The sequence below is a fragment of the Microvirga sp. 2TAF3 genome (genome assembly GCF_052114965.1).
Classification (GTDB): domain Bacteria; phylum Pseudomonadota; class Alphaproteobacteria; order Rhizobiales; family Beijerinckiaceae; genus Microvirga.
In genome coordinates this window covers 190,218-216,984 of the sequence record NZ_JBFRFT010000004.1, presented here as the reverse complement: position 1 = coordinate 216,984, position 26,767 = coordinate 190,218, and the positions used below count along the sequence as shown (strand labels likewise).

The window sequence follows — 26,767 nt, the reverse complement described above, 5'->3', positions numbered from 1 at the left end:
TCATGCGACTGTGATGCTGACGCGCTGCATCAGGTTGTGGTGGTAGCCGGCGGGATTCTGGATCAGCATGGAAGTCTGGGTCTGGCCGATGGCGTTGGTGGCCCGCGCCATTACTGTCATCTGGCCCTTGCGATCCGTCTTCAGCTCGGCCGACCATGGCCGGAACGAATAGCGGCCCGCATCCGGGCCGAGCTTGGCTCGCATCCAGGTTTGGCCGTCATCGGTCGATACCTCGACCAGAGTGATGCCATAGCCTCCATCCCAGGCCATGCCCTTGACGGTGAGCGGCCGGCCCATCGGCACCGTGTCTCCCTCCGCTGGCGTGGTGATGACGGAATTCACGACCATTTCGGTGATCGGAGCGTTGACGGAATTCTCCTGCGTGAGGAAGCGCTGAACGAGCGGGAACTTGCCCACCGGGATACGGTAGGCCGACTTCATCCAGAAGTTCTCTTCCGGGATCGAGCGCGCCTTGATGCCGGTGATGTGCTTCATCCAGTAGGTCGCGGTCCATCCCGGTACGATGAGACGCGCCGGTGCGCCGTTGAAATGGGGCAGGGGCTGCCCGTTCATCTCGTAGGCGACAAGGGTATCGGGATCGAGCGCTTTCCAGATCGGGATGCTTTTGACGAAATCCGGGGTCTTGTCGAAAGGCGGCCCATCCGCCCCTTCGAGGGAGATTTCAATCGCTTCCTTCGCAAGACCCGCCCTGTCGAGAATCTCCTTCAGCCTTGCGCCCTTCCAGCGTGCATTGCCCATGGCGCCATAGCCCCATTCGACGCCAGGGACATGGGGTTGAAACAGGCCGCGCCGGTTGCCGGAACACTGGCAGACGGCGGCGATTTCGGCGGAGGCGAAATCGTTCTTGAGACTATCGAAGGTCAGCTCGAACGGCTTCGATGCTGCATCGCCGCTGACAGTCAGACGCCATTGGGCGGGGTCGACCTCAGGAATATCCGAGAGGTGATAGCGAACGAAAAAAGCATCGTTCGGCGTGTAAAGATCGTTGAAATAATGGAGAGGGGTTTCGTAGTTCGGCGGGCGATAGCTCAGCTTGATCAACGGCACCTTGCCGGGAAGCGCCTCCAGCATCGCTTCCGCGCGGGTTCCTGCCGGAAGCTGCGGGTCGAGCCGCAGGGGCTCTGCCGCCAATGTCCCGCGAAGAAGGGCTGGCCCCGCGACGGCAACGCTGCCCGCGCCGATGAGGAATGAGCGCCGTGTAGCCATAACCGCATCTCCCCTATCGGTTATGTCGCCCCCACCCAGAAAATACAGCACTGCCGGAAACTCGCCAATCCAATTAAGGACGATAGGGGGCCCTTGCGCCCCTTGGCGCCACGCTATTCGGTGCATCGACAGGTCCGGCAACCAATGTACTCCGGTTGACAGGCCTGGAGGGGAGCGATGTCATGCAAGGGTATGTTTAAATGCCGAAACGACCCGGTTCGGCATTGCGCACCGAAAAGAATTCTGCCGACCGTTCAAGGCGGGGACTACGGTATGGGATCAAGGCATTGACTTGGGACGAGATCGTCATGCTCGCCTCCGCGCTTCCGGAGGTCGTCCCTTCGACCTCGTACGGAACGCCTGCCTTGAAGGTGAGGGGAAAGCTGTTGACCCGCCTGCGGCCCGAGGATGGCAGCCTGGTCCTCCTCGACATTCCTTTTGACGAGCGCGAAATGCTCATCGAGGCTGTTCCGCACATTTTCCATGCCACGCCGCATTACGACAATTATCCGATCGTGCTTCTGCGGCTGGCGGCCGCCGAACCGGAAACCGTATGCGCTTTCCTGGAGCGACGGTGGCGCAGCATCGCCTCGAAACGGGCTGTGACGCTTTTCGATGCGAAGGGGCCAGCCTGAACAGGCCGGACCTGCCGCTTTGCCCCCGTTTCTGAAGCATCGGACGGGAAAGTCGAATGGAAGCCAGACCCTTGGAAGAGAGGGTTCCTGCTTCATATCCCTGAAGTCCTGCACGCCAAGCTTCCCAGACCTTCGCTGAAAGCAGTTTACGCTGGGAAAGTGATGAAGCAGCATGGGTTCGGCCAGAATCCAACAAGCCCAGAATAAGCCCAAGGGAGATTTTCACGTTGAGCGCACAATCCTCTTCGCACCATACAAACCGGGAACCCATCGCAGATCTTGCCGATTGGAGCGGGCCTAAGCTTCTTGAGGCTTATGCCAGCAAGCAGGCCTCGCCCGTTGAGGTGGTGAAGGCGGTGATTGCACGCATCGAAGCCTGCGAGCCCAAGCTCCAGGCGCTTTATGCCTTCGATCCCGAAGCCGCCTTGAAGGACGCGAAAGCCTCCGAGGAACGCTGGATGCGCAAGGCGGCGAAGCCGCTCGACGGAATCCCTGCGACGATTAAGGAGAACATCGCGACAAAAGGCACGCCGGTGCCGCTCGGCACGGCGGCGCGGCCGCTCGTTCCCGCCGCCGAAGATGCGCCGCCCGCCGCGCGCCTGCGGGAGGATGGCGTCGTCATTCTCGCCAAGACCACCATGCCGGATTACGGCATGCTGTCCTCCGGCCTTTCGAGCTTTCATCCGCTCTCGCGCAATCCGTGGGATTTGTCGAGGAATCCCGGCGGCAGTTCGGCGGGCGCGGGAGCTGCGGCGGCCGCGGGATATGGTCCGTTCCATATCGGCACGGATATCGGCGGGTCCATCCGCCTGCCAGCCGGCTGGTGCGGCGTGTTCGGGCTGAAACCGAGCTTCGGCCGCATCCCCATCGATCCGCCCTATTACGGCCGCGTGGCCGGACCGATGACGCGCAGTGTGAAGGACGCCGCGCTGATGATGAAGAGCCTGACGCGTCCCGATATTCGCGATACCATGAGCCTGCCTTTCCAGGACCTGTCCTGGCTCGATCTCGACATCGACATCAAGGGCTTGAGGATTGGCGTGATGATGGAGCCGGGCATCGGCATCGCCCTCGATCCGGAAGTGCGCGCCTGCATCGAGGCTGCGGTTCGAGCCTTCGCCGATGCGGGAGCCGTCATCGAGGAAGTGCCGCCTTTCATCACGCGGGAAATGCTCGACGGCCTCGACGATTTCTGGCGCCAGCGCGCCTGGATGGATATCGGCGCCCTGAGCGACGAGCAGCGTGCACGCGTCCTGCCCTACATCCTCGCCTGGGCCGAGGGCGGCAAGTCGCTCACGGGAGCGGAGGTCTATCAGGGCATGAACCAGATGATGGTGATGCGCCACGCCGCGATCGCCGCGACGAAAGCCTTCGATTTCGTGCTGTCGCCCGTCGCGCCCGTCGTGGCCTACGAGGCAGAGCTGGCCTCTCCGATCCACGATCCGGAGGAGCCCTTCGAGCATATCGGCTACACGGTCGCCTTCAACATGTCTGACCAGCCCGCCGCATCGATCAATGCCGGTTTCACGAAGACCGGGCTCCCCATCGGCCTGCAGATCATCGGCAGGCGTTACGATGACGTGGGCGTGATGCGCCTGAGCCAGGCCTGGGAGACGATGCGCGGCGAGCAGAGAGCTTGGCCGAAGGTTTAAACTGGCCTGGCGCAGAAAGGCATGATCGGGGTGCAAAAGCTCACCTTCGATCATGCCTTATGAAAAATGAAAAAGCGCTTTCAGTTCCGTACGGGCGACGAATTGTTTGCGGCGAGATCCGCCCGCGCTGCCGTCGAGCCCGTCATGTCCTCGGGAGGGACTTTGCGAAGTTGATTGACGAACTCGGTCAGGCTGCCCGTACTATCCTGCTCGAAGGCGAGCTTCGACAGCATATGGCTGTCGAACGGCTCCTCCTGAATTGCGCCATCCGTCATGATGGTCGTCTTGATCCCGGAGGCGACATCGAACGAAACCGTTTTCACCATAGATTTCGCCTTGTTCGGCACGGCAGACTCGACGTTTGAAACCACGGTCGATGGAGGGGGCGGGGCTGGATTGGCCGGCTGTTGCTCCTTGGCAGTAATCTGCCCATCCTGCTCGTCAGGAGCATCCGGCTGGCGGGCCTGCTCTTCGACATGCTTCCTGCGCTGCCAGCTTTTAGCGACCCGTCCCTGTTTTCTCCCGGCATCGGCTTCGTCCTGCTCGGCAAGGACCTGTTCAAGCTGCTCTTGAGCCTGTTCTGCCTCTTTCTGCGCGTGGGATCCGAACACGGCGGCAAGCGAAGATGACGACCGCTCCGCTTCGGCCTTGGCTTTCGCAACGTCGGCCACATTGGCGGCATCGATCCGTTTACGGGCGGATTCGACCTGTTTCGGATCGTTCGACTCGTAGGAATAGCGCTTGCCGTGGATCTCGTAGAATATCTTCTTGGCCTCGGCGCCTTCGCTCATGACACTCAGCGCAATCGCTGCGGCTCCAGATAGTATGAGTATCTTGTTCATCGTCGCCTTCGTGTTTTTTCGATGTGTAAATCTCACTTAATGATTATGGCCACGGTATGACGTCGTTCGTCGCGTAATTTTAGCTTCTGCATTATTTGGAGAAATTGGAATAATAAGGAATATTTGTCTCGCTCGACGTGCCTATATTGAGATGTTTTTGAAACAATATTTGGCGATGTCCTGTCGATGCTCCGCCGGCATCCTCAGCCGGTCGATGGTGTAAGCCGCACATCCTGCTGCTCATGTCCACATCGTAAGTCTGCTTAAAAAAAAATCCTCCCCGTCGGAGACGGGGAGGTGCATGGCATGATTGACGAAGACGTCAGATCACAAAGAAGTCGGCCGCCGTCATCTTCAGGTTCTTGTCGAGCTTGGCGACCTCAATCGCCTTGCCCTTGCCCGAACCATCGGCATCATAGGACAGCACGCCGGTCTTCTTGTTGTAGACGAGGTAGTCGTCCTTGTCCTTGGCCTTGTCGCCGACGGTGAAGAAGCCCTTGGCGAGCTGGCCCGGCTTGGCCTCGGAGCCCTTGCCGAGCTTCTTGAAGATGGCGTTGTCGAGCCAGATGGAGTCGTCCTTGACGGAAAAGCCCTTGATCGTGTCGAGGTTCTTCTTCCTGTCCAGCTTGCTGTCGAACACGAACACGTCCTTGCCGGCGCCGCCGGTCAGGATGTCGTTGCCGCCAAGACCGCGCAGGATATCGTTGCCGGACGTGCCGGTGATCTTGTCGGCGCCCGAGGTTCCGCTGATCTTGAGCGTGTCATCCGCCGCGAAATGGATCGCACCGAGCGCGTTGAATTGGCTCAGAGAAAGCGAGACCTTGTTGTCCGTTGCATTGAGAGCGTCAACATTCTTACCGGAGAGGCCCCCGAGGTCGAGGGTGGTAAGTTCGGCGCCAGTGCCGGTGAGAGTGACGGTATCACCAGCGGTCAGCTTCATCGCGCCGAGGGCTTTGAACTGCGCCACGGACAGGGTGAGAGCGTTATTGGTCGCATCGATAACGTCGACATTCTTACCCGCGAGAGCTCCGATCTGAGCAGCGGTGAGGGCCGAGATAGCCGCGCTGGTATCGGATACGATGACGTTATCTCCGGCAGCCAGCGTCATGGTGCCGAGGGCATTGGCCTGCGCGACCGACAAGGTGAGAGCATTGTCGCTGGCGTCAATGATGTCGACGTGCTTGCCGGCAATCGCGGCGATCTGAGCAGCGGTGAGGGCTGCGAGATTGGCGCCGGTGTCGGAGAGGGTGACGGTGTCGCCAGCGGCCAATGTCACGGTGCCGAGGGCATTGACCTGCGCCACGGACAGGGTGAGCGCGTTGTCGCTGGCATCAAGAACGTCGATGTTCTTCCCGGCGAGAGCCGCGAGATCGAGGGCGAGAAGGTCGGCCCCAGTGCCCGTAAGGGTGACGGTATCGTTGGCGGTCAGCGCCACGGTGCCGAGGGCAGCGAATTGTTCGACCGTCAGGGTGAGCGCGTCGTCGCTGGCGTCGATGGCATCGACATGCTTGCCGGCGAGTTCCCCGATAGCCGCTGCGGTAAGCCCCGCAAGCACTGCGCCGGTGTCGGACAGGCTGACCGTATCGCCGGCGGTGAGCGACACGGTACCGAGGGCAGCGAGCTGCGCCACGGTCAGGGCGAGGGAGTCGTCGCTCGCATCGATAGCGTTGACGCCCTTATCCGCTAGCGCCGCGATGTCATCGGCGGTGAGAGCCGCAAGATTGGCGCCTGTATCGGAGATGGTGACCACGTCGTCTGCGGCCAACGCTACGGTGCCGAGGGCGGCAAACTGGGCGACAGACAGCGTGAGCGTATCGTCGCTGGCGTCGATGGCATCGACGTTCTTCCCCGCGAGAGCCGCAATCTGATCGGCGGAGAGAGCCGCGAGATTGGCACCGGTATCGGATACAGTAACGACATCGTCGGCGGTCAGCGTCACGGTGCCGAGGGCATCGACCTGCGCCACGGTCAGGGTGAGCGTATCGTCGCTGGCATCAAGAACGTCGACATTCTTACCCGCGAGAGCCGCGAGATCAAGCGCAGCCAATGCCTCGCCGGTGCCCGTGAGGGTGACGGTATCGTCGGCGCTCAGCGCCACGGTGCCGAGGGCAGCGAACTGATCCACCGTCAGAGTGAGAATGTCGTCGCTGGCATCGATGATGTCGACATTCATGTCAACGAGGAGGGCTATATCGTCGGCGGTGAGAGCTGCGAGCGTCTCGCCAGTGTCGGAGAGAGTGACGGTATCGTCGGCGCTCAGCATTACGGTGCCGAGGGCGGCGAGCTGATCCACCGTCAGGGTAAGGGCATCGTCACTGGCGTCGAGAACGCTGACATTCTTGTCGGCAAGGGCCGCGATGTCATCGGCCGTCAGAGCTGCAAGGGCCGCGCCGGTGTCGGACAGGATCACGACGTCGCTGGCATCCAATGCGATAAAGCCAAGGGCATTGAACTGGTCCAGGGACAGGACCAGGATGTTGTCGACCGAATCGATGACGTCGACGTTGTTGGCGACAAACTCTTCGATCTCAAGTGCCGTCAGGGCCTGCAGGTTTTCCGCCGTGTCGACAATCCGAACGTCGTCATCGACCGCAAACGGTTTGGTGGCGACGTTATAGTCTTCAACGGTGAGGGTTATGGTTGTCATATGCGTATCTCTTTCGGAGTTCTTCTCAGCCCCAAAGCATTGTGAATCTGCCTCCACGATGGCGCGGCGAGGCAGATGAGGGCCGGTTCATGAAAGGTCATAACATAACAAAGTCAATAGCCACTTGTGATTGCCGTTGGGAAAAATAACTTATTTTCCGAGCCGCTAGCCTGATTTCCATCGAGCGGGCTCAAGGGGCTCAGCGGGCAAGAAAGTGAATCCGTCCCGATGCTGATGAAGACGAAGCCATCCTTCAGTTTGCGCTGTGTGTGGTGGTTCCATTCTTTTGATGCGCGCCATATTGTGCGGGGACTCTTACCATAGGTCATGACGGAGCTAGGCTGCAGCCACTGCAACCGTACTTTGAAAAACGCTCAGGCGCCTTGCATCCCAGGCGCGGAGCCTCGATCTCACAGAAGTTGACCGATGCGCGTATCTGCAGGCCGTTCCATTGCCCGGCGCAGACCGCGTGAGAAAGAAGTTCCGCCATGCCTCCGTTTTCCGTTCTCGACCTCGCGCCCGTTCCTCAAGGGGCCACGCCCGCGGATGCTTTGCGCAACACGCTCGATCTGGCGCAGCATGCCGAGCAATGGGGTTACAATCGCTATTGGCTGGCTGAGCATCACAACATGGTCGGCATCGCCAGCGCCGCGACCAGCATCGTCATCTGCCACGTGGCCGGTGGCACGCGGACGATCCGTGTCGGCGCCGGCGGCATCATGCTGCCGAACCACGCGCCGATGATCGTCGCCGAGCAGTTCGGCACGCTCGAAGCTTTGTTTCCGGGCCGCATCGATCTCGGCGTCGGTCGTGCGCCCGGCACCGATCAGCTGACGCTCCGGGCGCTGCGCCGCGATCCCTCCAGCGCCGATAATTTCCCGCAGGACGTGCTTGAATTGCAGGCGCTGCTTGGCCCGCTTCAGCCGGGGCAGGCCATTCAGGCCGTGCCCGGGACAAATTCCAACGTGCCGATCTGGATCCTCGGATCGAGCCTTTTCGGCGCGCAGCTCGCGGCCATGCTGGGCCTGCCCTATGCCTTCGCCTCGCATTTCGCGCCCAACGCCCTGATGCAGGCGTTGCAGGTCTATCGCGAGCGGTTCCAGCCCTCCAAGCAGCTCGACCGGCCCTATGCGATGGTAGGCGTCAATGTGATCGCCGCCGATACGGACGAGGAAGCGCGCTTTCTCTTCACCTCGGCGCAGCAGCAATTCACGAACCTGTTCCGCGGCACGCGCGGCCAGTTGCAGCCGCCGATCGACGATATCGAAAGCTACTGGACGCCCGCCGAGAGGGCGCAGGCCTCGAACATGCTCTCGCGCTCCTTCGTCGGCTCACCGGAAACGATCCGGCGCGGCCTCGAGAACTTCATCGCGGAGACTGAGGCTGACGAGTTGATGGTTGCTTCCGCCATCTTCGATCATGCGAAGCGCCTGCGCTCCTACGAGATCCTGGCGGACATGCACAAGGCGATGAGCCGCGAATCCGCGCTGGCATAGCGCGTATTCCCGTCACGGCTCACGCAGTCGCGCTTCGGCCTCGCAGGGTCGGATCCAGCGCGTCGCGCAAGCCGTCGCCCAAGAGGTTCAGTCCGAGCACAGAGAGCGCAATCGCCACGCCCGGCGCGATGGCGAGGTGAGGGGCCTGTGACAGGTAGGTCTGCGCGTCGCTGAGCATGCGGCCCCAGCTTGGGTTCGGCGGACGCACGCCGAGCCCGAGATAGCTCAGGCCCGCTTCGGTGAGGATGGCCAGCGCCAGCTGGATCGTCACCTGCACGATGAGCGCGCCGGCGATATTGGGGATCACGTCTTCAAGCGTTATGCGTACCGGGTGCTTGCCGAGCGCGCGTGCGGCGGCGATGTAGTCGAGCGTCCAGATCTGCAGGGCCACGCCCCGTGTCACGCGGGCGAAGACCGGGATATTGAAGACGGCGATCGCGAGCACCGCAGCCATCGGTCCCGAGCCGACGAGAGCGCCGATCATGATGGCGGACAGAACCGCCGGAAACGCGAAGACCACGTCCGAGACGCGCATGGCGATCTCGTCCGCGATGCCCTTCCACGCGGCGGCGGCACAGCCGATGGCGGTGCCTATGGCTGCTCCTAAAAGAACCGCAGGCCATGCGATGGCGAGTGAATTCCAGGCTCCAACCATGAGGAGCGAGATGACGTCACGACCAAAGTGGTCTGTGCCGAGAAGGCCCGCTTCGAGCGGGGCCTTCAGCCGCATGGCGATGCGCACGCGGGTCGGCACTTCCGGCGTCCAGACCAGGGAGAGGATGGCGGTTCCGATGAGCAGGGCCGTCAGGATGCCGCCGATGACGAGGGTGGTGTTCAGGCGCAGGCGCGAGAGGCTTCTCATGCGCGGCTCCTCAGGCGCGGATCCAGGATCGCGTAGCCGATATCGACGATGAAATTCACGACAATGACGAGTCCGGAAAAGATCAGCACGATGTCCTTGATCACCACGAGATCGCGCTGGTTGAGCGCCTGATAGGCGAGGCGGCCGAGGCCCGGCAGGTTGAACACGTTCTCCACTAGGATCGCGCCGCCGAAGAAGAAGGAGAGCTGAAGCCCGAGGATCGTAGTGATGGGGATGAGCGCATTCGGCACCACATGGCGGCGCAGGGTTGCGCCCTCGTCGACGCCCTTCGCCCGTGCCGTGCGTACGAAATCCGCGCCGATCACTTCCAAGGTCGCCGAGCGCGTGACACGGGTCAGCACCGCCGCCTGGGGCAGGGCGAGGGCGATTGCGGGCAGAAGCAGCGCCTGGAACGCAGGCCAGAGCCCGGCGTTCCAGCCGGGAAAGCCGCCGGCTGGAAACCAGCCGAGCTTCGTCGCGAAGAACAGGATGAACAGAAGGCCGATCCAGAAATTCGGCACGGCCACGCCCAGCTGGCTGAATACCAGCACGGCACGATCCACGAAGCGGTCCCGATGCGCCGCCGCGGCGACGCCGAGCGGCAGGGCGAGAAGGGTCGAAATCAGAATGGCGAGCAGGCTCAGGGGGAGCGTGACGGCCATGCGCTCGGAGACGAGCGTCGAAACCGGCATCTTGTAGGTGATGGATATCCCGAGATCCCCGTGAAGCAGCCCGCCGACCCAGATGAGATAACGCAGCAGCGCAGGCTGATCGAGGCCGAGTTCCTGCCGCAGGGCCGCGAGCGTATCCTCCCGCGCGGCGGTGCCGAGCATGATGGCGGCGGGATCGCCCGGCAGCACTTCCAGAATCAGGAAGATCGCCAACGACACCGCGATCAGTGTCACGATCAGCGAAACGAGGCGGGAAGTAACGAGACGCAACATGATGCTCGCACCTGTTTCCTTCCCCCTGGTGGGGAGGGATTAAGGGTGGGGGGCGGATGACCGGGCGCCTGACTGCATTGTCGAGGCATTGATAGAAGCCAAGTGCTCTTGGCACGAAGGTGAGCGCTTCGACTTTACGACCCCCACCCTAACCTTCCCTGTAAGGGGGAGGGGACAAGGTCGCGGTTTGCGCGAAGCGCTGTCTCGACATGGCGGTCTCTCCCGCGTTGCTTGCGCGAAAGAGAAGGTCTGTCAGCTCAATCTACCCAATTCACCTCGGTCACGTCGTTCGACGGGACAGGGGAATTCTCCCACAGGCCTTTCAGCTTCGCGTTCCACACGCCGAGCTTGGGCAGCTGGAACAGGAAGAGGGCCGGCACGTCCTCTGCGAGGATCTTCTGAGCCTCGCCGTATTTCGCGAAGCGCGCCTTTTCATCAGTGGTCTTGGAGATGTCCGCGATCAGCGCCTTGAACTTCTCGTTCTTGTAATTGAAGTAGTAGTTGTCGCGGGCGAAGATATCGATGTCGAGCGGCTCCGCATGGGCCACGATGGTGACGTCGTAATCCTTGTTCTTGAAGACCTCTTCGATCCATTTGGCCGGGAATTCAGTCGGGATGATCTTCATATCGACGCCGACTTCGGAGAGCATGGCGGAGAGAAGCTCCGCCGAGCGGCTGGCATAGGCCATCTGCGGGGTCTTGATGGTGATCGACAATCCCTTGCCGTAGCCCGCCTCGGCGAGCAGCGCCTTCGCTTTCGCCGGATCGTACGGAATGACGCCCGTCATATCGACGAAAGCCGGATGGTTCGGCGAAAAGAAGCTGCCGATGGGTTGCCCGTAGCCGGAATAGGCGCCTTCCACGAGAGCCTTGCGGTCGACCGCATGCATGAGGGCTCGGCGCACGCGCACGTCGTCGAAAGGTTTCTTGGCATTGTTCATGCCGGCGACGATCTCGCCCTCGGTGTTGCCGGCCACGGCGGTAAAGCGGGGATCCTTCTTGAACTCGGTGAAAAGCTCAGGCGCGCCGAGATTGGGGAAGGCGTCTACGTCGCCTGCCTTGAGCGCCGCGACCTGCGCCTGCGGATCGCTGATGAAGCGGAAGGTGACGCTCTCGAGCTTGGTCTTGTCCTTCTGCCAGTAATCCGGATTGCGGACCAGCTCGACCCGGTCGCCCCGGGTCCAGGATTTGAACTTGAACGGCCCCGTTCCGACTGGATTGGCCTTGTTGTTCTCGGCCGTCTCGGGCGCCACGATCACCGCATCGCCCCAGCCGAGGTAATACAGGAAGTTGCCCGACGTCTCCTTCAGCTTGATCACGACGGTCGCCGGATCGGGCGTCTCGATGGAATCGATGGGCGCGAAGATCTGCTTCTGCGCGTTGGTGGAAGTCGGCGCGCGGGCGCGGTCGAAGGCGAATTTCACGTCCGCCGAATCGAAGGCCGAACCGTCGTGAAACTTCACGCCCGTCTGGAGATGAAAGGTATAGGTCAGGCCGTCCGGGGAGATCTCCCAGCTCTTGGCGAGAAGCGGCTGGACCTTTCCATTCCGGTCGATGCGGACAAGGCCTTCATAGAGGTTGGCCCAGGTGACTTCGCGGATCGCGACAGGCGCGGCGATGGTGGGATCGAGGCCCGGAGGTTCGATGGGCATGCCGAGGACGAGGGACGTCTTGGCGGCATAGGCCGGAGCAAGGCTGACGGAGAAGAGAAGGGCGGCGGCCAGGAAGCGCTTCGACATTTAACGATGTTCCATCCGGTTTTCATGCGACTGAACGCGGTGGGCGCAGCTTAGACGCACTCGAATACCGGATGGAAGATGCCTTATTGGCCAATCGCCAATTAAAGCGCGGCCGGTGCGCACCTAACCTCTCCTATGGAGAGAGGTCGACGCGCGTCAGCGCAGCGGGTGAGGGGCGTGTCTTCTCCGGAGAGGGCGCAACTACTCTCCTCCCCCTTGCGGGGAGGGGTGGGGGTCGCAAAGTCAAAGCGTTGCGTTGGATGGGAACGGCGCCACGATTCATCCCGGCGCCTGAATTCTCCACCCCACTCACCCGGTCGTTCTACCCCCACCCTTCATCCCTCCCCGCAAGGGGGAGGGAAGGGGCGCGCCGCATCAGATGCAGCGGCCGCCATCGACCTCCAGCACGACGCCGGTGATCATACTGGCTTCGTCCGACGCCAGATAGAGCGCCGCATTGGCGATATCCTCGGGCTTGGAGAAGCGGCCGAGTGGGATCGAGTTGACGAATTGCTCGCGCTTCTGCGGCGTATCCTCGCCCATGAAGGTGGCGAGCAGCGGCGTCTCGCCGGCGACGGGGGCCAGCGCGCAGACGCGGATCTGATTGGGGGCCAGCTCCACGGCCATGGACTTGGTGATGGTGTGAACGGCGCCCTTGGTGCCGTTGTACCAGGTCAGGCCCGGACGGGGGCGTAGTCCGGCTGTCGAACCGACATTGATGAAAACGCCGCCGCCTTGCTCGCGCATTTGCGGAACGGCGGCCTGAGCGAAGAGGTAAATCGACTTCACGTTGACGGCGAAGACCCGGTCGAACTCCTCTTCGTCGACCTCCAGCATCGGCCGGTTGCGGTGGCTGATGCCGGCATTGTTGACGACGATATCGAGGCGCCCGAAGGCCTCGAGGGCCTTCTTGACCGCGGCCTTCACGTCGGCCGCCTTCGACACGTCGGCGGCAAGTCCGATGGCCGAGGCCCCGATCTTGTCGGCAGCGGCCTTCGCGGCGTCTTCCTTGATGTCGACGATGGCGACCTTGGCGCCTTCCTGCGCGAATTTCTCCGCGATTCCCAAGCCGAAACCGGAGCCGGCGCCGGTGATGAGCGCCACCTTGCCTTCAAGGCGTTTCATGTTGCTTCCCTTGCTTTGAAAATGGCGGGTTTACCCGTGCGCGATGACGAGTGTTCTGGTGGTGGTGAATTCGATCAGTCCCTCGAAACCCTTCTCGCGACCATGGCCCGAGCGTCCGAAGCCGCCGAACGGCAGTTCGACGCCGCCGCCCGCGCCGTAGCAGTTGACGAAGACCTGGCCCGCGCGCATGGCGCGGCCGACCCGGGGAGCGCGCATGGCGTCACGGGTCCACACGCCCGCCACGAGGCCGTAGGCCGTGCCGTTCGCAAGCCGGATCGCATCCGCCTCGTCGTCGAACGGGGTCGCTACGAGGACCGGGCCGAAGACTTCCTCCTGGGACAGGAGGCTTTCATGGGGCACCGGCGCGAAGAAGGCCGGGGCGACGTAGTAGCCGCCTGCGGGCGCATCGGAGGCGATACCGCCGGAAGCGGCGATGCTCAGGCCTTCGCCCTTTCCGCGCTCCACGTAGGATTGGACGCGCCGCTGCTGCGCCTGGTTGATCATCGGGCCGAGATCGGGATTGGTCTCCGGCAGCCCGGCCTTCAGGGAGCGGAAGCGCTCTGAGATGGAAACGACCACCTTGTCGAAGATGCCGCGCTGGATCAGCAGGCGGCTGCCCGCCGAGCAGGTCTGCCCGCCATTCTGGATGATGGCGTTGACGAGTGTCGGAAGGGCCCGTTCGAGATCGGCATCGTCGAAGACCACCTGGGCGGATTTTCCGCCGAGTTCGAGGGTCACGCCCACATGGTTCTGCGCCGCTGCCGTCTGAACCGCCGTGCCGGTTTCCGGGCTGCCGGTGAAGGACAGGAAATCGATGCCGGGATGAGCGGAGAGCGCCGCACCCGCGACGCGGCCGAGGCCGGTGACGATGTTGAGCGCGCCATCGGGGAAGCCGACCTCGCGGGCGAGCGCCGCGACGCGCAGGATGGTGAGAGAGGCGTCCTCCGCCGGTTTCACGACCGTGGCATTGCCCGCCGCTAGAGCCGCACCGACCGAGCGCCCGAAGATCTGCATCGGGTAGTTCCAGGGGATGATGTGCCCCGTCACTCCATGCGGCACGCGCTCGACGCCGACGAAATGCGTCGTGAGATAGGGAATGACATCCCCATGCAGCTTGTCGGCGGCGCTGCCGTAGAATTCGAGGTAGCGGGCGAGCGCCAGCGCATCGGCTTTCGCCTGGCGCAGGGGCTTGCCGTTGTCGCGGCTTTCCAGGGCGGCGAGGGCGTCCGCATCCGCTTCGACGGCCAAGGCGAGCTTGATGAGAAGGTGCCCGCGCTCCGTCGCGGTCAGTTTCGACCAGGCACCGTCGAACGCCGTGCGTGCAGCCTTCACCGCCGCATCGATATCCTGCGCGGTGCCGGAGGCGATGCGGGCGAAGAGCTTGCCGTCGACGGGCGACAGGACGTCCAGCATCTCGCCGTTCGATGCCGGCACATGGCGTCCGCCGATGAGGTTCTGATGCACCATGTCCGGTGCGATGCTTGAGCTGACCTGATCGTTCACGTCTCGATCCTTCCTTACATAATCCTGTGCGTGCCCGGCACGGCGGCGAGCAGCTGACGCGTATAGGCGTCCTGGGGGCGAGCGAAGAGTTGCGCGGTTTCCGCCATTTCCACAATCCGGCCTTTTTGCATAACTGCCACGCGGTCGCAGATCTGCGCCGCGACCCGCAGATCATGGGTGATGAAGAGAATTGCGAGGCCGAGTTCCTCCTGAAGCTGGCGGATCAGCTTGAGGATTTCGGCCTGCACCGACACGTCGAGCGCCGAGACGGCCTCGTCCGCCACCAGCACGTCCGGCTTCATGGCGAGCGCTCGGGCAATGCCGATGCGCTGGCGCTGGCCGCCGGAGAATTCGTGCGGATAGCGCTCGGCGGCACGGGCGGGAAGGCCGACAGTCTCAAGGAGCTCGCGCGTACGGCTCAGGGCCTCGCCGGGATTCACGCCCTGCAGAATCGGTCCCTCGGAAATGATATGCTCGACGGTTCTCCGGGGATTAAGAGAGGCGAAAGGATCCTGGAAGACGATCTGGATCCTGCGGCGATAGGGTCGCAACTCCCGCTGCGATAGGGTGCCGAAGGGCAGGTCGCCGATGGTGATGCTGCCGCCATCGGGCTCGATCAGGCGAAGCACGCAGCGCCCGACGGTCGATTTGCCCGATCCGGATTCCCCCACGAGGCCGAGCGTCTCGCCGCGCCGGATATCGAAACTGACCGCATCCGCCGCCTGCACCTGACGGCTCTTCCGAAAGAAGCCATGCCCGCCGTAAGCCTTCGTCAGGGCATCGACCTTGAGGCAGATCGGCTCGTCCTTGAGCGGCTTCGGCGGGGGAGGGGTGAGAGAGGGCACCGCTGCCAGCAGCCGCTTGGTATAGGGATGCTGCGGTCGGGTCAGAACCTCTTCCGCCGTTCCCTGCTCGACGAGTTCTCCGTGCTGCAGCACGGCGACCCGGTCGGCGATCTCGGCCACCACGCCGAAATCGTGGGTAATGAACAGAACCGCCGTGCCCTTCTTGTGCCGCAGATTGTCGATGAGCTTGAGAACCTGCGCCTGGGTCGTCACGTCGAGCGCCGTGGTCGGCTCGTCCGCGATCAGGAGCTTCGGCTCCAGGGCCAGCGCCATGGCGATCATCACCCGCTGCCGCTGGCCGCCGGACAATTCATGCGGATAGGCGCGGGCGATCAGCTCGGGGTTGGGAAGGTTGACCTCGTTGAGGAGTTCGAGCGTCCGGCGGTTCCGCTCGGCTGGGGTCAGGACGCCATGGGCCCGGAAAGTCTCTGCGATCTGGTCGGCGATGCGCATTACCGGGTTGAGCGACGTCATCGGCTCCTGGAAGACCGTGCCGACCGCGCGGCCACGCATGTCGCACCAGCCTTGTTCGCTCAACGACAGAAGATCCGTTCCGGCAAGCTTGATCGAGCCGGACAGCACCTCGACCCCGTGCGGCAGGAGCCCGATGGTCGCCATCGCCGTCATCGACTTGCCGGATCCGGATTCTCCGACGACGCAGAGGGTTTCGCCCGGCGCGATGGAAAGCGACAGGTCCTTGATGGCGTATTGGCGATCCGCAAGCCTGGGCAATCCGATAGAGAGGTTCTCGATCGACAGGACTGGAGATCCGCCGGCCATCATCGTTCTCCTGCAGCCTGCGCGTCACAGGCGAGGGGCACATCCTCGCGATATGGGTCGTTCCGTCAATACGTCACGATGTGCGGAAGCATGTTATATGTTCAGCAATGACAGGGCGATCTCGCCTTCTTCCTTCGCGAGAGCATCAGACCCAAAAGTGGAATCCACTTTTGGGATCAAATCATACGGCACCTGGAGGTTAGAGCCTGATCTCTTCGAGGGGACAAGGCCGGACACCGACTCAAGGCAGCGGAATAGTAAAATCGTAAACGACGCCCGTCGCCGCGAATTGAAGCGTCATGTGGCCCGACAGCTCTCCCTCGATGCTTCGCCGGATCAGCCGCGAGCCGAACCCCTGATGTCGCGGGGCTTGGACGGGCGGACCGCCCCTTTCGCCCCATTGGCAGCGAATCTGCCGCTGAGGGCTTCCGTTCGTCATGATGGACCATTTGAGCTCGAGCTCTCCGGACGCGCTTGAGAGCGCGCCGTATTTCACGGCATTGGTCACGAGTTCATGCAGAACCAGACCAAGATTGATGGCGTAGCGCGTCGGGAGCTTGACATGCGGCCCGTCGATGATGACCCGCTCGTCGCCCTTCTTGCGGTATGGCGCCAGCTCCTGCTCCGCGATGTCCCGCAGATCCGCCTCGCGCCAGGAATTGCGGGTCAACAGATCGTGCGTCTTCGACAGGGCCAACAGGCGCCCCTCGAAGGCTTCCTTGAAATGAGCCAGATCCGGAACGGACCTTAAGGTCTGGCTGGCGATGGATTGCACGGTCGTCAGGGTGTTCTTCACCCGGTGGTTCAGCTCGCCGAGAAGGAATTGTTGCTGGTCCTCCGCTTGCCTGCGCTCCGTAATATCCTGGAAGATGCCGACGAAATGGATCGGCCGTCTGCGGGCATCGAAAAAGACCCGGCCTTTCGAGTTGATCCAGCGCACCTCGCCATCCGGATGCCTGACACGAAACTCGTCCTCGTAATGGCCGTTGCCCATCACCGACGCTTTCATCTTCGCAAGCACGCGTTCCGCATCTTCCGGATGCACGAGGCAGCGCCATTGCGGTACGTCGACGGTCGTTTTCTCGGCTGGCAGGCCGAGCAGCAATGCGGCCTGGGCCGACAATCCTCCCAGACCCTTCACATGGTCGTACCACCAGGTCCCCATATGGCCGGCATCGAGTGCGAGGCGAGCCTGCTCCTCACTGGTCTGAAGCGCCTGCTGGCGCTCCGCCACATCATCCATCAGATCGTTGAAGGCTTGTGCCAGAACCCGAAGTTCGGCCGGTGCGCCCCGGGGGTTGATCCGAGCCTGGTAATTGCCGCGCCGCCAGGCTCTCACCGAATTCGTCATCGTCTCGAAAGGTTTCGTGATGAAGCCGCGACTGGTGAGCTGCGACAATGACAAGGCCAGAACCAGAGCCGCCGCGATGAGGATGAAGCCACGGCTCGCGGCGCGATTGATGGCGTCGAAGGCCGCTTTCCAGGACAGGCCGAGGCTGACATAGATGTCATGCGGCGGAGTTTTCACGGCCACATAGCCCAGGATCTGCTTGACCCCGTCCAGGGTAGCGATCTCGATCGCCTCAGTTCCACCCTCCCTGACATGGTTCACGAAGCCGTCGGAGATTTTCAGGCCGATATATTTTTCGGGAAACGGTTCGCGGGCGATGATGATGCCGCTGGAATCGGCAATCGTGAGCGAGCCGCCCGCGGGCAGGGCCCGCTCCTTCAGTTTCTGATCGAGCCAGTTCAGATCGAGAGCGGCGGCCAGAACGCCGATGACCAGCCCGCTGCTGCTCCAAACGGGAAGAGCCAGGGGAAGCACCGGATGAGAACCGAGTCCGCCCTCGGCAAATTCCTGCGTGTACTGGCCGACGACGAATTGCTGGGTCGCCAGCGCGTCCCGAAAATAGCTGCGCTCCTTGTAGGAGCGGTCGACCTGGACATCCGAATGCTGGCAGCGCACGTCGCCGTCGAGGTCGAGCACGACGAAAGACAGCACATGAGGAACTTTCTGCTGAAGGGTCTTGAGATACGCGTTGCAGGTCAGTGTGTTGAAGCCGCGGATGGAAGGTGTTTCGTCCACGGCGATCAGCAGGCTGTGAATGCCGTCGAAGACACGTTCCAGCTCGGACCCTGCGAGCTTCGCCTGACGAATGACCTGATCGCTGATCTCGGCTTCACGGGCACGGCGCAGCGAGACTTCCGTATAGGTCCAGATCGCGATCGCCGGCAGAACGGAGATCAGCGCCAATAGGAGCAAACGTCTCGTCAGAGTCATGCAAACGTCCAGCTCATCAATGGCAGGGGATCATAAAGTTGCACAAGCGTCTACCCGCGACCCGGTACGATCTTGCATCTCCCGGCAGGAGGTGTCACGGAGCGTAAATGGCTCCTCCTCTTCTTACCCTTCAGGATATTGCGCTCACCTTCGGCGGCCCGCCCCTGATCGAGAGCGCCGAATTGTCCGTCGCTCCGGGCGAGCGGACCTGCCTTGTCGGCCGCAACGGTTCCGGCAAGTCGACGCTGCTCAAGATCGCTGCAGGCCTTGTCGAGCCCGACCGGGGCAAGCGCTTCGTGCAACCCGGCGCCACGATCCGCTATCTGGCGCAGGAACCGGATCTCAGCGCTTTTCCGAACACGCTTGCCTATGTCGAGGCGGGCCTGGGCCCAGGCGATGATCCCTATCGGGCCCGTTATCTCATTGAACAATTAGGACTTTCCGGGGAGGAAAGCCCTGCTGCCATGTCTGGCGGCGAGGCCCGCCGCGCGGCGCTCGCCCAGGCGCTGGCGCCTGCGCCCGACATCCTGCTCCTGGACGAACCGACGAACCACCTCGACCTGCCGATCATCGAATGGCTCGAGAGCGAGCTGAAAAGCCTTCGCTCCGCCCTGATCCTCATCAGTCACGACCGCCGCTTCCTGGAAAGCCTGTCCCAGGCCACGATCTGGCTCGACCGGGGTATTACCCGACGGATGGACCGTGGCTTCGCCCATTTCGAAGCCTGGCGGGACGAGGTTCTGGAGCAGGAGGAGCTGGAGCGACACAAGCTCGATCGCAAACTCGCGGCCGAAGCGGATTGGCTGCGCTACGGCGTCACAGCGCGGCGCAAGCGGAATGTGCGGCGGCTCGGCAATCTCCATGCCATGCGCCAGCAGCGTCGGGAGCAGAAACGCGCCACGGGTACTGTATCGATGACGCTGGTCGAGGGCGAGCAATCCGGGACCCTCGTCGTCGAGGCGGAGAAGATCTCGAAGGCCTATGGCGACCGGCCCATCGTCTCTGACCTGTCCTTACGCATCCTGCGCGGCGACCGCCTCGGCATCATCGGACCGAACGGGGCAGGCAAGACCACGCTCATCAATCTGCTGACCGGCGTCATTCCGCCGGACGAAGGCAAGGTCCGTCTCGGCTCCAATCTGCAGATGGTCACCCTCGATCAGCGCCGGATGAGCCTCGATCCGACAGCCACCGTCGCCGAAACGCTCACCGGCGGACGCGGCGATACGGTGATGATCGGCGGGCAGGCCAAGCACGTGATCGGCTATATGAAGGACTTCCTGTTCTCGCCCGAACAGGCGCGTACGCCTGTCGGCGTGCTCTCCGGCGGCGAGCGCAACCGGCTGATGCTCGCCCGTGCCCTGGCGCAGCCGTCGAACCTTCTCGTCCTCGACGAGCCGACGAACGATCTCGATCTCGAGACCCTCGACCTGCTGCAGGAGATGATCACGGATTATGCCGGTACCGTCATCCTGGTGAGCCACGACCGCGACTTCCTGGACCGGACGGTGAGTTCGGTCCTCGTCTCCGAAGGAAACGGCCGCTGGCTCGAATATGCGGGCGGCTATACCGACATGGTCGCCCAACGCGGGGAGGGCGTTCAGGCGCGCGTGGTCGAAAAGGACGCAAGGCCGAAAGCGGAGAAGGCAGCATCCGCGCCGCAGGCTGCGCCTTCGCCCAAGCGCAAGCTCAGTTTCAACGAGCAGCACGACCTCAAGACCCTGCCAAGCCGGATGGCCGAAATGGAGGCCAAGATCGCCAAGCTCCAGGAGATCATGGCCGATCCGCAGCTTTATTCCCGCGACCCGGCCCGTTTCGAGAAAGCCTCCACGGCGCTCGCCGGCCTGCAGGAGGAGCTCGCCGCTGCCGAGGATCGATGGCTCGATCTGGAAATGCTGCGGGAGGAACTGGGCGTCTGATCTATCCGGAGATGAAGGACAGGCGCCCTTGCATGGGAAGGCACCTGTCCCTGCCTACGAGCCGTCAGGCTATCGCCTTGCGCGCCGCGCCGACCTGCGCGTCGAGATGCGCCACGAGATCAGGTGGCAACTGCAACTGATTTGCGAGCTGGTTGAGATAGGTTTTTTCCTCCGGCGTGTCGGGGCTGCCGATGGCCATCAGGGAAGCTACGTAAAGCTCCGCGGCTTGCTCCCGCGAACTTGCCAAGCCCGCGATGGACGCCGCATCGGCGGGCTTTCCCATCGCATCCATGAGGAAGCCTTTTTCCTCGCCGCCGAGGCCGAGTTGCTGGATCTGGTTCTGAATCCGCGAGCTTTCCTCGCCGTCGAGATGGCCGTCCGACTTGGCGGCGGAAATCATGGCCTGGACGAGCGCTACGCCCATTTCGCGGCCATTCCGGTCCTTCTCCTCACCCAGGTGGAAGCCGCTTCCCGCGGGCACCTGGGCCGGGAGACCCGCCTGTCCGCTCGCGCCGGGGGCCTGCTTGTTCTGCCAGTCCTGATAGGCCTTGAAGGCAACTGCGGAAAGAACGGCAAGTCCGCCCGCCTTGAGCAGGGACCCACCCGCGGAGCGGCCGGCGCTCGAGCCCAGGATCATCGACAGGAGGGCACCTCCTCCGGCGAGGCCGCCCATGCCGCCTGGAATCCGTGAAGCAAGATCGCCGAGATTCCCTTGTAGATCGCCGAGACCGCCTTGCTGGGGTTGCTGACCATCCGGGGGCGTTTGACCGCGCGCATTGCCCTGGCTGTTCAGGAGGCCTTCGAGGATGCTGCCGAGATTCATGACCATTCTCCCTGACGTGCTGGTATCCGAAGGTTGAAAGGCTGTTTGGCTCAAGCAGTTCCGCTGGCGTCCGCTCCGCCGTGCAATTCTTCGGAATTAACTCTCGCTGAAAGGGATCGGACTCTCAGCTTCGACACCGCATGGCCTATACGGGCAACCGGATTTCGTTCGTTCCAGTCAAACGCCAAAAGTTCAGAACGTGCTCGCCGCCAGAAATTCGAGTCTGTTGCCCAAAGGATCTGCCACATAGAAACGGCGAATTTCCGGCAGGCTGTCGTCCCAGATCGGCTCGTGCCCGGAACGGGCGAGGGTTTCGGCAAGCCGATCCAGATCCCCCACCACGATACCGGGATGCGCTTTCAGCGCCGGGTGGAAATCCGCCTCGACGCCGAGGTGGATCTGGACTTCGCCGCTCCTCAGCCAGAGCCCGCCCCGCTTAGCCAGGGCAGGCGGCTTCGGTACTTCCTCCATCCCGAGGATGTCCACGTAGAAGCGCCGGCATTCGTTCTCGGCACCGGGCGGAATCGCGAGCTGGACATGATCGAGGCGCAGCATCGGGCTTACCTGTAGGCGACCACCTTCTGCTCGATGGCGCCGAAGATCGAGTGGCCGTTCCTGTCCTTCATCTCGATACGGATCGTATCGCCGAAACGCATGAACGGCGTCTTGGGTTCGCCCATGAGGATCGTCTCGATGGTGCGCTGCTCTGCAATGCAGGAATAGCCGATGCCGCCTTCCGCGACGGGCCTGCCCGGACCGCCATTGGCATCCTTGTTCGAGACCGTGCCGGAGCCGATGATGGTGCCCGCGCTCAGGGGCCGTGTCTTTGCCGTATGGGCGATCAGGGTCGGGAAATCGAAGGTCATGTCGATTCCGGCATTGGGTTTGCCGAAGAGGTGGCCGTTGAGGCTCGAGAGCAGGGGCATGTGAAGCTTGCCGCCGTCCCACGCATCCCCCAGCTCGTCCGGCGTGACGGCGATGGGGGAGAAGGTCGAGGACGGCTTGGCCTGGAAGAAACCGAATCCCTTGGCCAGTTCGGCCGGAATCAGGTTGCGCAGCGAGACGTCGTTGACGAGCACCACGAGCCGGATGGCGTCCGCCGCCGCCTCCTTCGAGCCCCCCATGGGCACGTCGCCCGTGATCACGGCGATCTCGGCCTCGAAATCGATGCCATGGGCCTCGTCGACGGCCGGAATCGGGTCGCGCGGACCGAGGAAAGCGTCCGAGCCGCCCTGATAGATCAGTGGGTCCGTCCAGAACGAGGCCGGCATCTCGGCGCCGCGGGCTTTGCGTACGAGTTCGACATGATTCACATAAGCCGACCCATCCGCCCATTGATAGGCGCGGGGCAGGGGAGAGGCGCATTCGTGCTCATGGAAGCGGATCGAGGGTACGGAGCCGTGTTCGAGCTGCTCGGAGAGGTCCTGAAGCCGGGGCGCGACCTTTTCCCAATCGTCGAGGGCTTGCTGGAGCGTCGGAACGATGAAAAAAGCATCCGTTGCGCGGGTGAGGTCTTTCGAGACGACGACAAGCCGGCCGTCACGGCCTTGCTTAAGGGAAGAAAGCTTCATAGCCACCGACCGGGTTGTTATGCTTCATGAGCTTGCAACGAAATGAGCTTTAGGGGAACGCCTATGACGACGTTGAAGATGAAAAGAAGAAATTTTCTGACAGGGATGGGCCTTGCGACGGCGGCCGGAACCGTTGCTGCGCCGGCGATTGCGCAATCCGCGCCGGAAATCCGCTGGCGCCTGACGTCGAGCTTTCCCAAGTCCCTGGATACGATCTTCGGCACCGCGCAGACCTTCGCGAAGTACATGGCCGAGGCGACCGACAACAAGTTCCAGATCCAGGTCTTCTCTCCGGGCGAGATCGTGGGTGGCCTGCAGGCCCTCGATGCAGTGCAGAACGGCACTGTCGAATGCGCTCATACCCCGACCTATTATTACATCGGCAAGGAGCCGGCGCTGGGCATCGGCACGGGCCTTCCCTTCAGCCTCAATGCGCGGCAGCAGCATGCCTGGTGGCATTTCGCGGGGGGCAAGGAGATCATCAACGAGGTCCTGGCCAAGTATGATGTCACCTCTCTCGTCTGCGGCAATTCCGGCGCGCAGATGGGCGGCTTCTTCCGCAAGGAGATCAACTCGATCGACGACCTGAAGGGTCTCAAGTTCCGCATCGGCGGCCTGGGAGGCATGGTGCTGGCGAAGCTCGGCGTGGTTCCGCAGCAGCTCGCACCCGGCGATGTCTATCCGGCGCTGGAGCGCGGCACGCTCGACGCGGCCGAGTTCGTCGGGCCCTACGACGACGAGAAGCTCGGATTCCTGAAGGTCGCGAAATACTACTACGCCCCCGGCTGGTGGGAGGGTGGCGCCATGCTGCACCTCGTCATCAACCAGCAGAAATGGAATGAATTGCCGAAGAATTACCAGGCCATCATGGCCCAGGCTTCCGAGGCTGCGAACAACTGGATGCTGGCGAAATACGATGCCGTGAACGGGCAGGCCCTGCGGCGCATGGTCGGCAGCGGCGCGGAGCTGCGCACCTTCTCGCAACCCATCATGGAGGCGTCGCTCAAGGCCGCGAACGAGCTTTATGCGGAACTCTCCGCCAAGAGCCCGGATTTCAAGAAGGCCTACGATTCGATGGTGGCATACCGGGCCGATGTTCTGCCCTGGTGGCAGCTCAACGAATATGCTTTCGACACCTTCATGATCCGCACGCGCGGAAAGGTCTGAAGCTTTCCCCATATGATGCGACGGACAGGGCCGGTGCCGCAAAGCGCCGGCCTTTCCGTTTTCAGGCGAGCCGGCAATCCTCATCGGGGCTCGCGCTTGTCGGGATCGAAATGCTTCTTCAGATCCCGCCAGCAATCGATGTAGTCCTTCTGCAGCGTCGGCAATTCGGCTGCGTATTTCGTGACCCGTTGGGGGAAGCGCGTCTCGAACATGAAGGCCATGGTGCCGGTGAGTTTGACCGGCTTCAGTTCCACGTTGCTGGCATGTTCGAAGGCCAAAGCATCCGGTCCGTGCGGCAGCATCTGGTTGTGCAGGGACATGCCGCCCGGCACGAAGCCCTCGGGCTTCGCATCGTAGACGCCGTAGACCAGCCCCATGAATTCCGACATCAGGTTGCGGTGATACCAGGGCGGGCGGAAGGTGTTCTCGGCGACGCCCCAGCGCTCGGGAAAGATCACGAAATCAACATTCGCGGTGCCGGGCGTCTCCGAGGGCGCGGTCAGAACCGTGAAGATCGACGGATCGGGGTGATCGAACAGGATCGCTCCGACCGGCGAGAAATGCCGCAGGTCGTATTTGTAGGGCGCGTAATTGCCGTGCCAGGCCACCACATCGAGGGGCGATTGGCCGATCTCGGTCCTGAAAACTTCGCCGCCCCATTTGACGAAGAGGGAGGAGGGTTCCTCCTTGTCCTCATAGGCCGCGACGGGCGTGAGGAAGTCGCGCGGATTGGCAAGGCAATTGGCGCCGATGGGGCCACGGTCCGGCAGGGTGAAGGAGCCGCCGTAATTCTCGCACACATAGGCGCGCGCGGCGCCGTCGATGAGTTCGACCTTGAAGATCACCCCGCGCGGAATGACGGCGATCTCGCCAGGCTCGATGTCGATGATGCCGAACTCGGTGCGGAAGCGAAGGGCATTCTCCTGTGCCACGACGAGATACTCACCGTCGGCATTGAAGAAATATTCGTTCCCCATGGACCGGGTGACGAGGAGGACATGGGCGGCCATGCCGACCTGGGTATCGGAATCGCCCGCCGTCGTGATAGTGTGCAGGCCAGTGACGAAGGTCACCTCATGATCCGGAAATGGCGTCGGGTCCCAGCGCAGCTGGCCGAGCGGCAGATCGCTTTCCTCGCGGGCGGCGGGAGCGGTGCGCATCAGGCCCTTGTCGACCTTCGCGTAGCGGCCGGAATGCTTGACGCTCGGGCGAATGCGGTAGAGCCAGGAGCGCTGGTTCGTGGCCTGCGGCGCGGTGAAGGGCGAGCCTGAGAGCTGCTCGGCATAAAGTCCGTAATTGAGCTTCTGCGGCGAGTTGCGGCCGATGGGAAGCGCGCCCTCCAAGGCCTCCGTTTCGAACGAGTTGCCGAAGCCGGACATGTAGCCCGGCACGATGGCGCTCTTGCGCTGTTCGCGGGAATGAAAACCAGAGACGTTCTGAACGTTCATCGCCATCTCCCTCATTAAGGCCACTTGGAGACCGCTTGCGATCAGCCTTCTTGGGGATGCCGCTACGGCTCGAATGTAGTTGCCAGTGCAACGATTATGGCCTATTGGTTGCACGAGCAACGGTTTATGTCAATGATGGCATCAGGTTCCACCGCCCGCGAAGAGGCCTTCGAGCCCCTGTTGGTTCTCGAGCGTTTCCTGCCTTATCGGCTCAACGTTCTGGCGAGCCTGAGTTCGAATGCGCTCGCCCAGATCTATGCCGAGCGCTTCGGCCTCTCGATCCCCGCCTGGCGGGTGGTCGCGACCCTCGGGCAATATGACGTGCGCACGGCGCGGGATATCGCGGCCCACGGAGTCATGCACAAATCGACCGTCTCCCGGGCCGTCTCCGCCCTGGAGCAGCGTGGCCTGATCCTCCGCAGGCCCAATCAGGACGACCGGCGCGAGGAGCTGCTGGCGCTGACGGAGGAGGGGCGGCGGATCTATGACTCCCTGGCGCCCGAGGCGCTGGGCTTCGAGCAGAAACTCGTATCCGCGCTGAATATCCAGGAGCAGGCGCTTCTCGCCGCTCTCATCGACAAGCTCACGACAAGGGCCCGCGCGATGGTGCCGGAAGGGGAGGTCGAAGCGTGAAGCTCTATACCTATTTCCGCTCCTCGGCTGCCTATCGGGTCAGGATCGCCCTCAACCTCAAGGGCGTTCTTTACGATTCCATTCCCGTCAACCTGCTCGAACGCGAGCAGCTGGGAGAGGGCTATAAGGCGATCAATATCCAGGGGCGCGTGCCTTCCCTGGACATCGGCGGTGCGGTTCTCACGCAATCTCCCGCCATTCTCGAATACCTGGACGAAGTTTATCCGGAGCCGCCCCTGCTTCCCGTCGGCGCGGTTCACCGTGCGAAGGTTCGCGCCGTCGCCAGTGTCATCGGATGCGATATCCACCCGCTCAACAATCTGAGCGTCCTCTCCTACATCAAGCATCAGCTCGGGCACGATCAGGCGGTCGTGGACAAATGGTATGCACATTGGATCCGGGAAGGGTTCGACGTCATCGAGCACCTGATCGAGCCGGGGCCCTTCGCCTTCGGCTCCCGCCCGTCGCTGGCGGATCTCTACCTCGTGCCGCAGGTCTTCAATGCGCGGCGCTTCAACATTCCGCTCGATGATTACCCGAAGATCGTCGCCGTGGACGCTGCCTGCGCCCGGCATGACGCTTTTCAAGGCGCTGCTCCGGCCCGCCAGCCCGACGCAGCCTGAAATGG

21 protein-coding genes are annotated in these 26,767 nt (G+C 62.7%); 7 read left to right on the top strand and 14 right to left on the bottom strand.

All coding sequences use genetic code 11. From position 1 onward, the window contains the following. The gene (locus AB4Y97_RS06500) at nucleotides 1-1,227 is read right to left on the bottom strand and encodes a molybdopterin-dependent oxidoreductase (protein WP_441998201.1); all 1,227 of its coding nucleotides are present in this window, start codon (nucleotides 1,225-1,227) and stop codon (nucleotides 1-3) included. Nucleotides 1,228-1,427: 200 nt separating this feature from the next. Here AB4Y97_RS06500 and AB4Y97_RS06495 point away from each other — a divergent pair, with 200 nt between their 5' ends. Next, complete coding sequence (locus AB4Y97_RS06495; protein WP_441998200.1) at nucleotides 1,428-1,862, top strand: MmcQ/YjbR family DNA-binding protein; 435 nt, start codon at nucleotides 1,428-1,430, stop codon at nucleotides 1,860-1,862. Between the two features lie 269 nt (nucleotides 1,863-2,131). After that, nucleotides 2,132-3,514 (top strand): amidase, encoded by a 1,383-nt coding sequence (locus tag AB4Y97_RS06490; protein ID WP_441998261.1) that lies wholly within the window; start codon nucleotides 2,132-2,134, stop codon nucleotides 3,512-3,514. Between the two features lie 80 nt (nucleotides 3,515-3,594). Here AB4Y97_RS06490 and AB4Y97_RS06485 read toward each other — a convergent pair whose 3' ends face one another. Then, nucleotides 3,595-4,356 carry a hypothetical protein gene (locus AB4Y97_RS06485; protein WP_441998199.1) on the bottom strand — a complete coding sequence of 254 codons (762 nt, stop codon included), beginning with the start codon at nucleotides 4,354-4,356 and terminating at the stop codon, nucleotides 3,595-3,597. A gap of 322 nt (nucleotides 4,357-4,678) precedes the next feature. Beyond that, on the bottom strand, nucleotides 4,679-7,003 hold the full coding sequence (locus tag AB4Y97_RS06480) for a beta strand repeat-containing protein (protein WP_441998198.1): 2,325 nt from the start codon (nucleotides 7,001-7,003) through the stop codon (nucleotides 4,679-4,681). A gap of 488 nt (nucleotides 7,004-7,491) precedes the next feature. On the opposite strand from AB4Y97_RS06480, the gene AB4Y97_RS06475 reads away from it, so the two are divergent. Continuing rightward, the gene (locus AB4Y97_RS06475; protein ID WP_441998197.1) at nucleotides 7,492-8,499 is read left to right on the top strand and encodes an LLM class flavin-dependent oxidoreductase; all 1,008 of its coding nucleotides are present in this window, start codon (nucleotides 7,492-7,494) and stop codon (nucleotides 8,497-8,499) included. 19 nt (nucleotides 8,500-8,518) lie between these two features. Here the strand turns inward: AB4Y97_RS06475 and AB4Y97_RS06470 are convergent, their stop codons facing one another. The 7 genes from AB4Y97_RS06470 to AB4Y97_RS06440 form a co-directional block, all read right to left on the bottom strand. Continuing rightward, nucleotides 8,519-9,361 carry an ABC transporter permease gene (locus tag AB4Y97_RS06470; RefSeq protein ID WP_441998196.1) on the bottom strand — a complete coding sequence of 281 codons (843 nt, stop codon included), beginning with the start codon at nucleotides 9,359-9,361 and terminating at the stop codon, nucleotides 8,519-8,521. Then, nucleotides 9,358-10,305 (bottom strand): ABC transporter permease, encoded by a 948-nt coding sequence (locus AB4Y97_RS06465; protein WP_441998195.1) that lies wholly within the window; start codon nucleotides 10,303-10,305, stop codon nucleotides 9,358-9,360. Before AB4Y97_RS06465 ends, AB4Y97_RS06470 begins: the two co-directional genes overlap by 4 nt. A 257-nt stretch (nucleotides 10,306-10,562) precedes the next feature. Further along, complete coding sequence (locus AB4Y97_RS06460) at nucleotides 10,563-12,044, bottom strand: ABC transporter substrate-binding protein (protein WP_441998194.1); 1,482 nt, start codon at nucleotides 12,042-12,044, stop codon at nucleotides 10,563-10,565. A gap of 375 nt (nucleotides 12,045-12,419) precedes the next feature. Next, complete coding sequence (locus AB4Y97_RS06455; RefSeq protein ID WP_441998193.1) at nucleotides 12,420-13,169, bottom strand: SDR family oxidoreductase; 750 nt, start codon at nucleotides 13,167-13,169, stop codon at nucleotides 12,420-12,422. A gap of 30 nt (nucleotides 13,170-13,199) precedes the next feature. Further along, nucleotides 13,200-14,672: an aldehyde dehydrogenase family protein gene (locus AB4Y97_RS06450; protein WP_441998192.1), complete on the bottom strand. Its 1,473-nt coding sequence runs from the start codon at nucleotides 14,670-14,672 to the stop codon at nucleotides 13,200-13,202. Nucleotides 14,673-14,686: 14 nt separating this feature from the next. After that, nucleotides 14,687-16,300 (bottom strand): ABC transporter ATP-binding protein, encoded by a 1,614-nt coding sequence (locus AB4Y97_RS06445; RefSeq protein ID WP_441998191.1) that lies wholly within the window; start codon nucleotides 16,298-16,300, stop codon nucleotides 14,687-14,689. 238 nt (nucleotides 16,301-16,538) lie between these two features. Next, nucleotides 16,539-18,578: a sensor histidine kinase gene (locus AB4Y97_RS06440; RefSeq protein WP_441998190.1), complete on the bottom strand. Its 2,040-nt coding sequence runs from the start codon at nucleotides 18,576-18,578 to the stop codon at nucleotides 16,539-16,541. 107 nt (nucleotides 18,579-18,685) lie between these two features. Between AB4Y97_RS06440 and AB4Y97_RS06435 the strand changes: the two genes are divergently transcribed. Continuing rightward, entirely contained in the window at nucleotides 18,686-20,497 is a 1,812-nt protein-coding gene (locus AB4Y97_RS06435; protein ID WP_441998189.1) for an ATP-binding cassette domain-containing protein, read from the top strand. Between the two features lie 64 nt (nucleotides 20,498-20,561). Here AB4Y97_RS06435 and AB4Y97_RS06430 read toward each other — a convergent pair whose 3' ends face one another. The 3 genes from AB4Y97_RS06430 to AB4Y97_RS06420 all read right to left on the bottom strand — a co-directional run bounded on the left by AB4Y97_RS06430 (nucleotide 20,562) and on the right by AB4Y97_RS06420 (nucleotide 22,891). After that, nucleotides 20,562-21,320, bottom strand: coding sequence for a tellurite resistance TerB family protein (locus AB4Y97_RS06430; RefSeq protein ID WP_441998188.1), 759 nt, complete (start codon nucleotides 21,318-21,320; stop codon nucleotides 20,562-20,564). 192 nt (nucleotides 21,321-21,512) lie between these two features. Then, entirely contained in the window at nucleotides 21,513-21,875 is a 363-nt protein-coding gene (locus AB4Y97_RS06425) for a glyoxalase (RefSeq protein WP_441998187.1), read from the bottom strand. Between the two features lie 5 nt (nucleotides 21,876-21,880). Beyond that, nucleotides 21,881-22,891 carry a fumarylacetoacetate hydrolase family protein gene (locus AB4Y97_RS06420; protein ID WP_441998186.1) on the bottom strand — a complete coding sequence of 337 codons (1,011 nt, stop codon included), beginning with the start codon at nucleotides 22,889-22,891 and terminating at the stop codon, nucleotides 21,881-21,883. Between the two features lie 78 nt (nucleotides 22,892-22,969). Here AB4Y97_RS06420 and AB4Y97_RS06415 point away from each other — a divergent pair, with 78 nt between their 5' ends. Continuing rightward, nucleotides 22,970-24,058, top strand: a complete 1,089-nt coding sequence (locus AB4Y97_RS06415; protein ID WP_441998185.1) for a TRAP transporter substrate-binding protein — start codon at nucleotides 22,970-22,972, stop codon at nucleotides 24,056-24,058. 80 nt (nucleotides 24,059-24,138) lie between these two features. Here AB4Y97_RS06415 and hmgA read toward each other — a convergent pair whose 3' ends face one another. Next, entirely contained in the window at nucleotides 24,139-25,506 is a 1,368-nt protein-coding gene (gene hmgA, locus AB4Y97_RS06410) for a homogentisate 1,2-dioxygenase (RefSeq protein WP_441998184.1), read from the bottom strand. 132 nt (nucleotides 25,507-25,638) lie between these two features. On the opposite strand from hmgA, the gene AB4Y97_RS06405 reads away from it, so the two are divergent. Continuing rightward, the gene (locus tag AB4Y97_RS06405; protein WP_441998183.1) at nucleotides 25,639-26,139 is read left to right on the top strand and encodes a MarR family winged helix-turn-helix transcriptional regulator; all 501 of its coding nucleotides are present in this window, start codon (nucleotides 25,639-25,641) and stop codon (nucleotides 26,137-26,139) included. Then, nucleotides 26,136-26,762 (top strand): maleylacetoacetate isomerase, encoded by a 627-nt coding sequence (gene maiA, locus AB4Y97_RS06400; protein ID WP_441998182.1) that lies wholly within the window; start codon nucleotides 26,136-26,138, stop codon nucleotides 26,760-26,762. Before AB4Y97_RS06405 ends, maiA begins: the two co-directional genes overlap by 4 nt. The last annotated feature ends 5 nt before the right edge of the window (nucleotides 26,763-26,767 follow it).

Excerpts from the sequence above, each read along its gene's own strand:
- AB4Y97_RS06500 (WP_441998201.1), bottom strand. The coding sequence starts at position 1,227 with ATGGCTACACGGCGCTCATTCCTCATCGGCGCGGGCAGCGTTGCCGTC.
- AB4Y97_RS06495 (WP_441998200.1), top strand. The coding sequence starts at position 1,428 with ATGCCGAAACGACCCGGTTCGGCATTGCGCACCGAAAAGAATTCTGCC.
- AB4Y97_RS06485 (WP_441998199.1), bottom strand. The coding sequence starts at position 4,356 with ATGAACAAGATACTCATACTATCTGGAGCCGCAGCGATTGCGCTGAGT.
- AB4Y97_RS06480 (WP_441998198.1), bottom strand. The coding sequence starts at position 7,003 with ATGACAACCATAACCCTCACCGTTGAAGACTATAACGTCGCCACCAAA.
- AB4Y97_RS06475 (WP_441998197.1), top strand. The coding sequence starts at position 7,492 with ATGCCTCCGTTTTCCGTTCTCGACCTCGCGCCCGTTCCTCAAGGGGCC.
- AB4Y97_RS06470 (WP_441998196.1), bottom strand. The coding sequence starts at position 9,361 with ATGAGAAGCCTCTCGCGCCTGCGCCTGAACACCACCCTCGTCATCGGC.
- AB4Y97_RS06465 (WP_441998195.1), bottom strand. The coding sequence starts at position 10,305 with ATGTTGCGTCTCGTTACTTCCCGCCTCGTTTCGCTGATCGTGACACTG.
- AB4Y97_RS06460 (WP_441998194.1), bottom strand. The coding sequence starts at position 12,044 with ATGTCGAAGCGCTTCCTGGCCGCCGCCCTTCTCTTCTCCGTCAGCCTT.
- AB4Y97_RS06455 (WP_441998193.1), bottom strand. The coding sequence starts at position 13,169 with ATGAAACGCCTTGAAGGCAAGGTGGCGCTCATCACCGGCGCCGGCTCC.
- AB4Y97_RS06445 (WP_441998191.1), bottom strand. The coding sequence starts at position 16,300 with ATGATGGCCGGCGGATCTCCAGTCCTGTCGATCGAGAACCTCTCTATC.
- AB4Y97_RS06440 (WP_441998190.1), bottom strand. The coding sequence starts at position 18,578 with ATGACTCTGACGAGACGTTTGCTCCTATTGGCGCTGATCTCCGTTCTG.
- AB4Y97_RS06435 (WP_441998189.1), top strand. The coding sequence starts at position 18,686 with ATGGCTCCTCCTCTTCTTACCCTTCAGGATATTGCGCTCACCTTCGGC.
- AB4Y97_RS06430 (WP_441998188.1), bottom strand. The coding sequence starts at position 21,320 with ATGAATCTCGGCAGCATCCTCGAAGGCCTCCTGAACAGCCAGGGCAAT.
- AB4Y97_RS06425 (WP_441998187.1), bottom strand. The coding sequence starts at position 21,875 with ATGCTGCGCCTCGATCATGTCCAGCTCGCGATTCCGCCCGGTGCCGAG.
- AB4Y97_RS06420 (WP_441998186.1), bottom strand. The coding sequence starts at position 22,891 with ATGAAGCTTTCTTCCCTTAAGCAAGGCCGTGACGGCCGGCTTGTCGTC.
- AB4Y97_RS06415 (WP_441998185.1), top strand. The coding sequence starts at position 22,970 with ATGAAAAGAAGAAATTTTCTGACAGGGATGGGCCTTGCGACGGCGGCC.
- hmgA (WP_441998184.1), bottom strand. The coding sequence starts at position 25,506 with ATGAACGTTCAGAACGTCTCTGGTTTTCATTCCCGCGAACAGCGCAAG.
- AB4Y97_RS06405 (WP_441998183.1), top strand. The coding sequence starts at position 25,639 with ATGATGGCATCAGGTTCCACCGCCCGCGAAGAGGCCTTCGAGCCCCTG.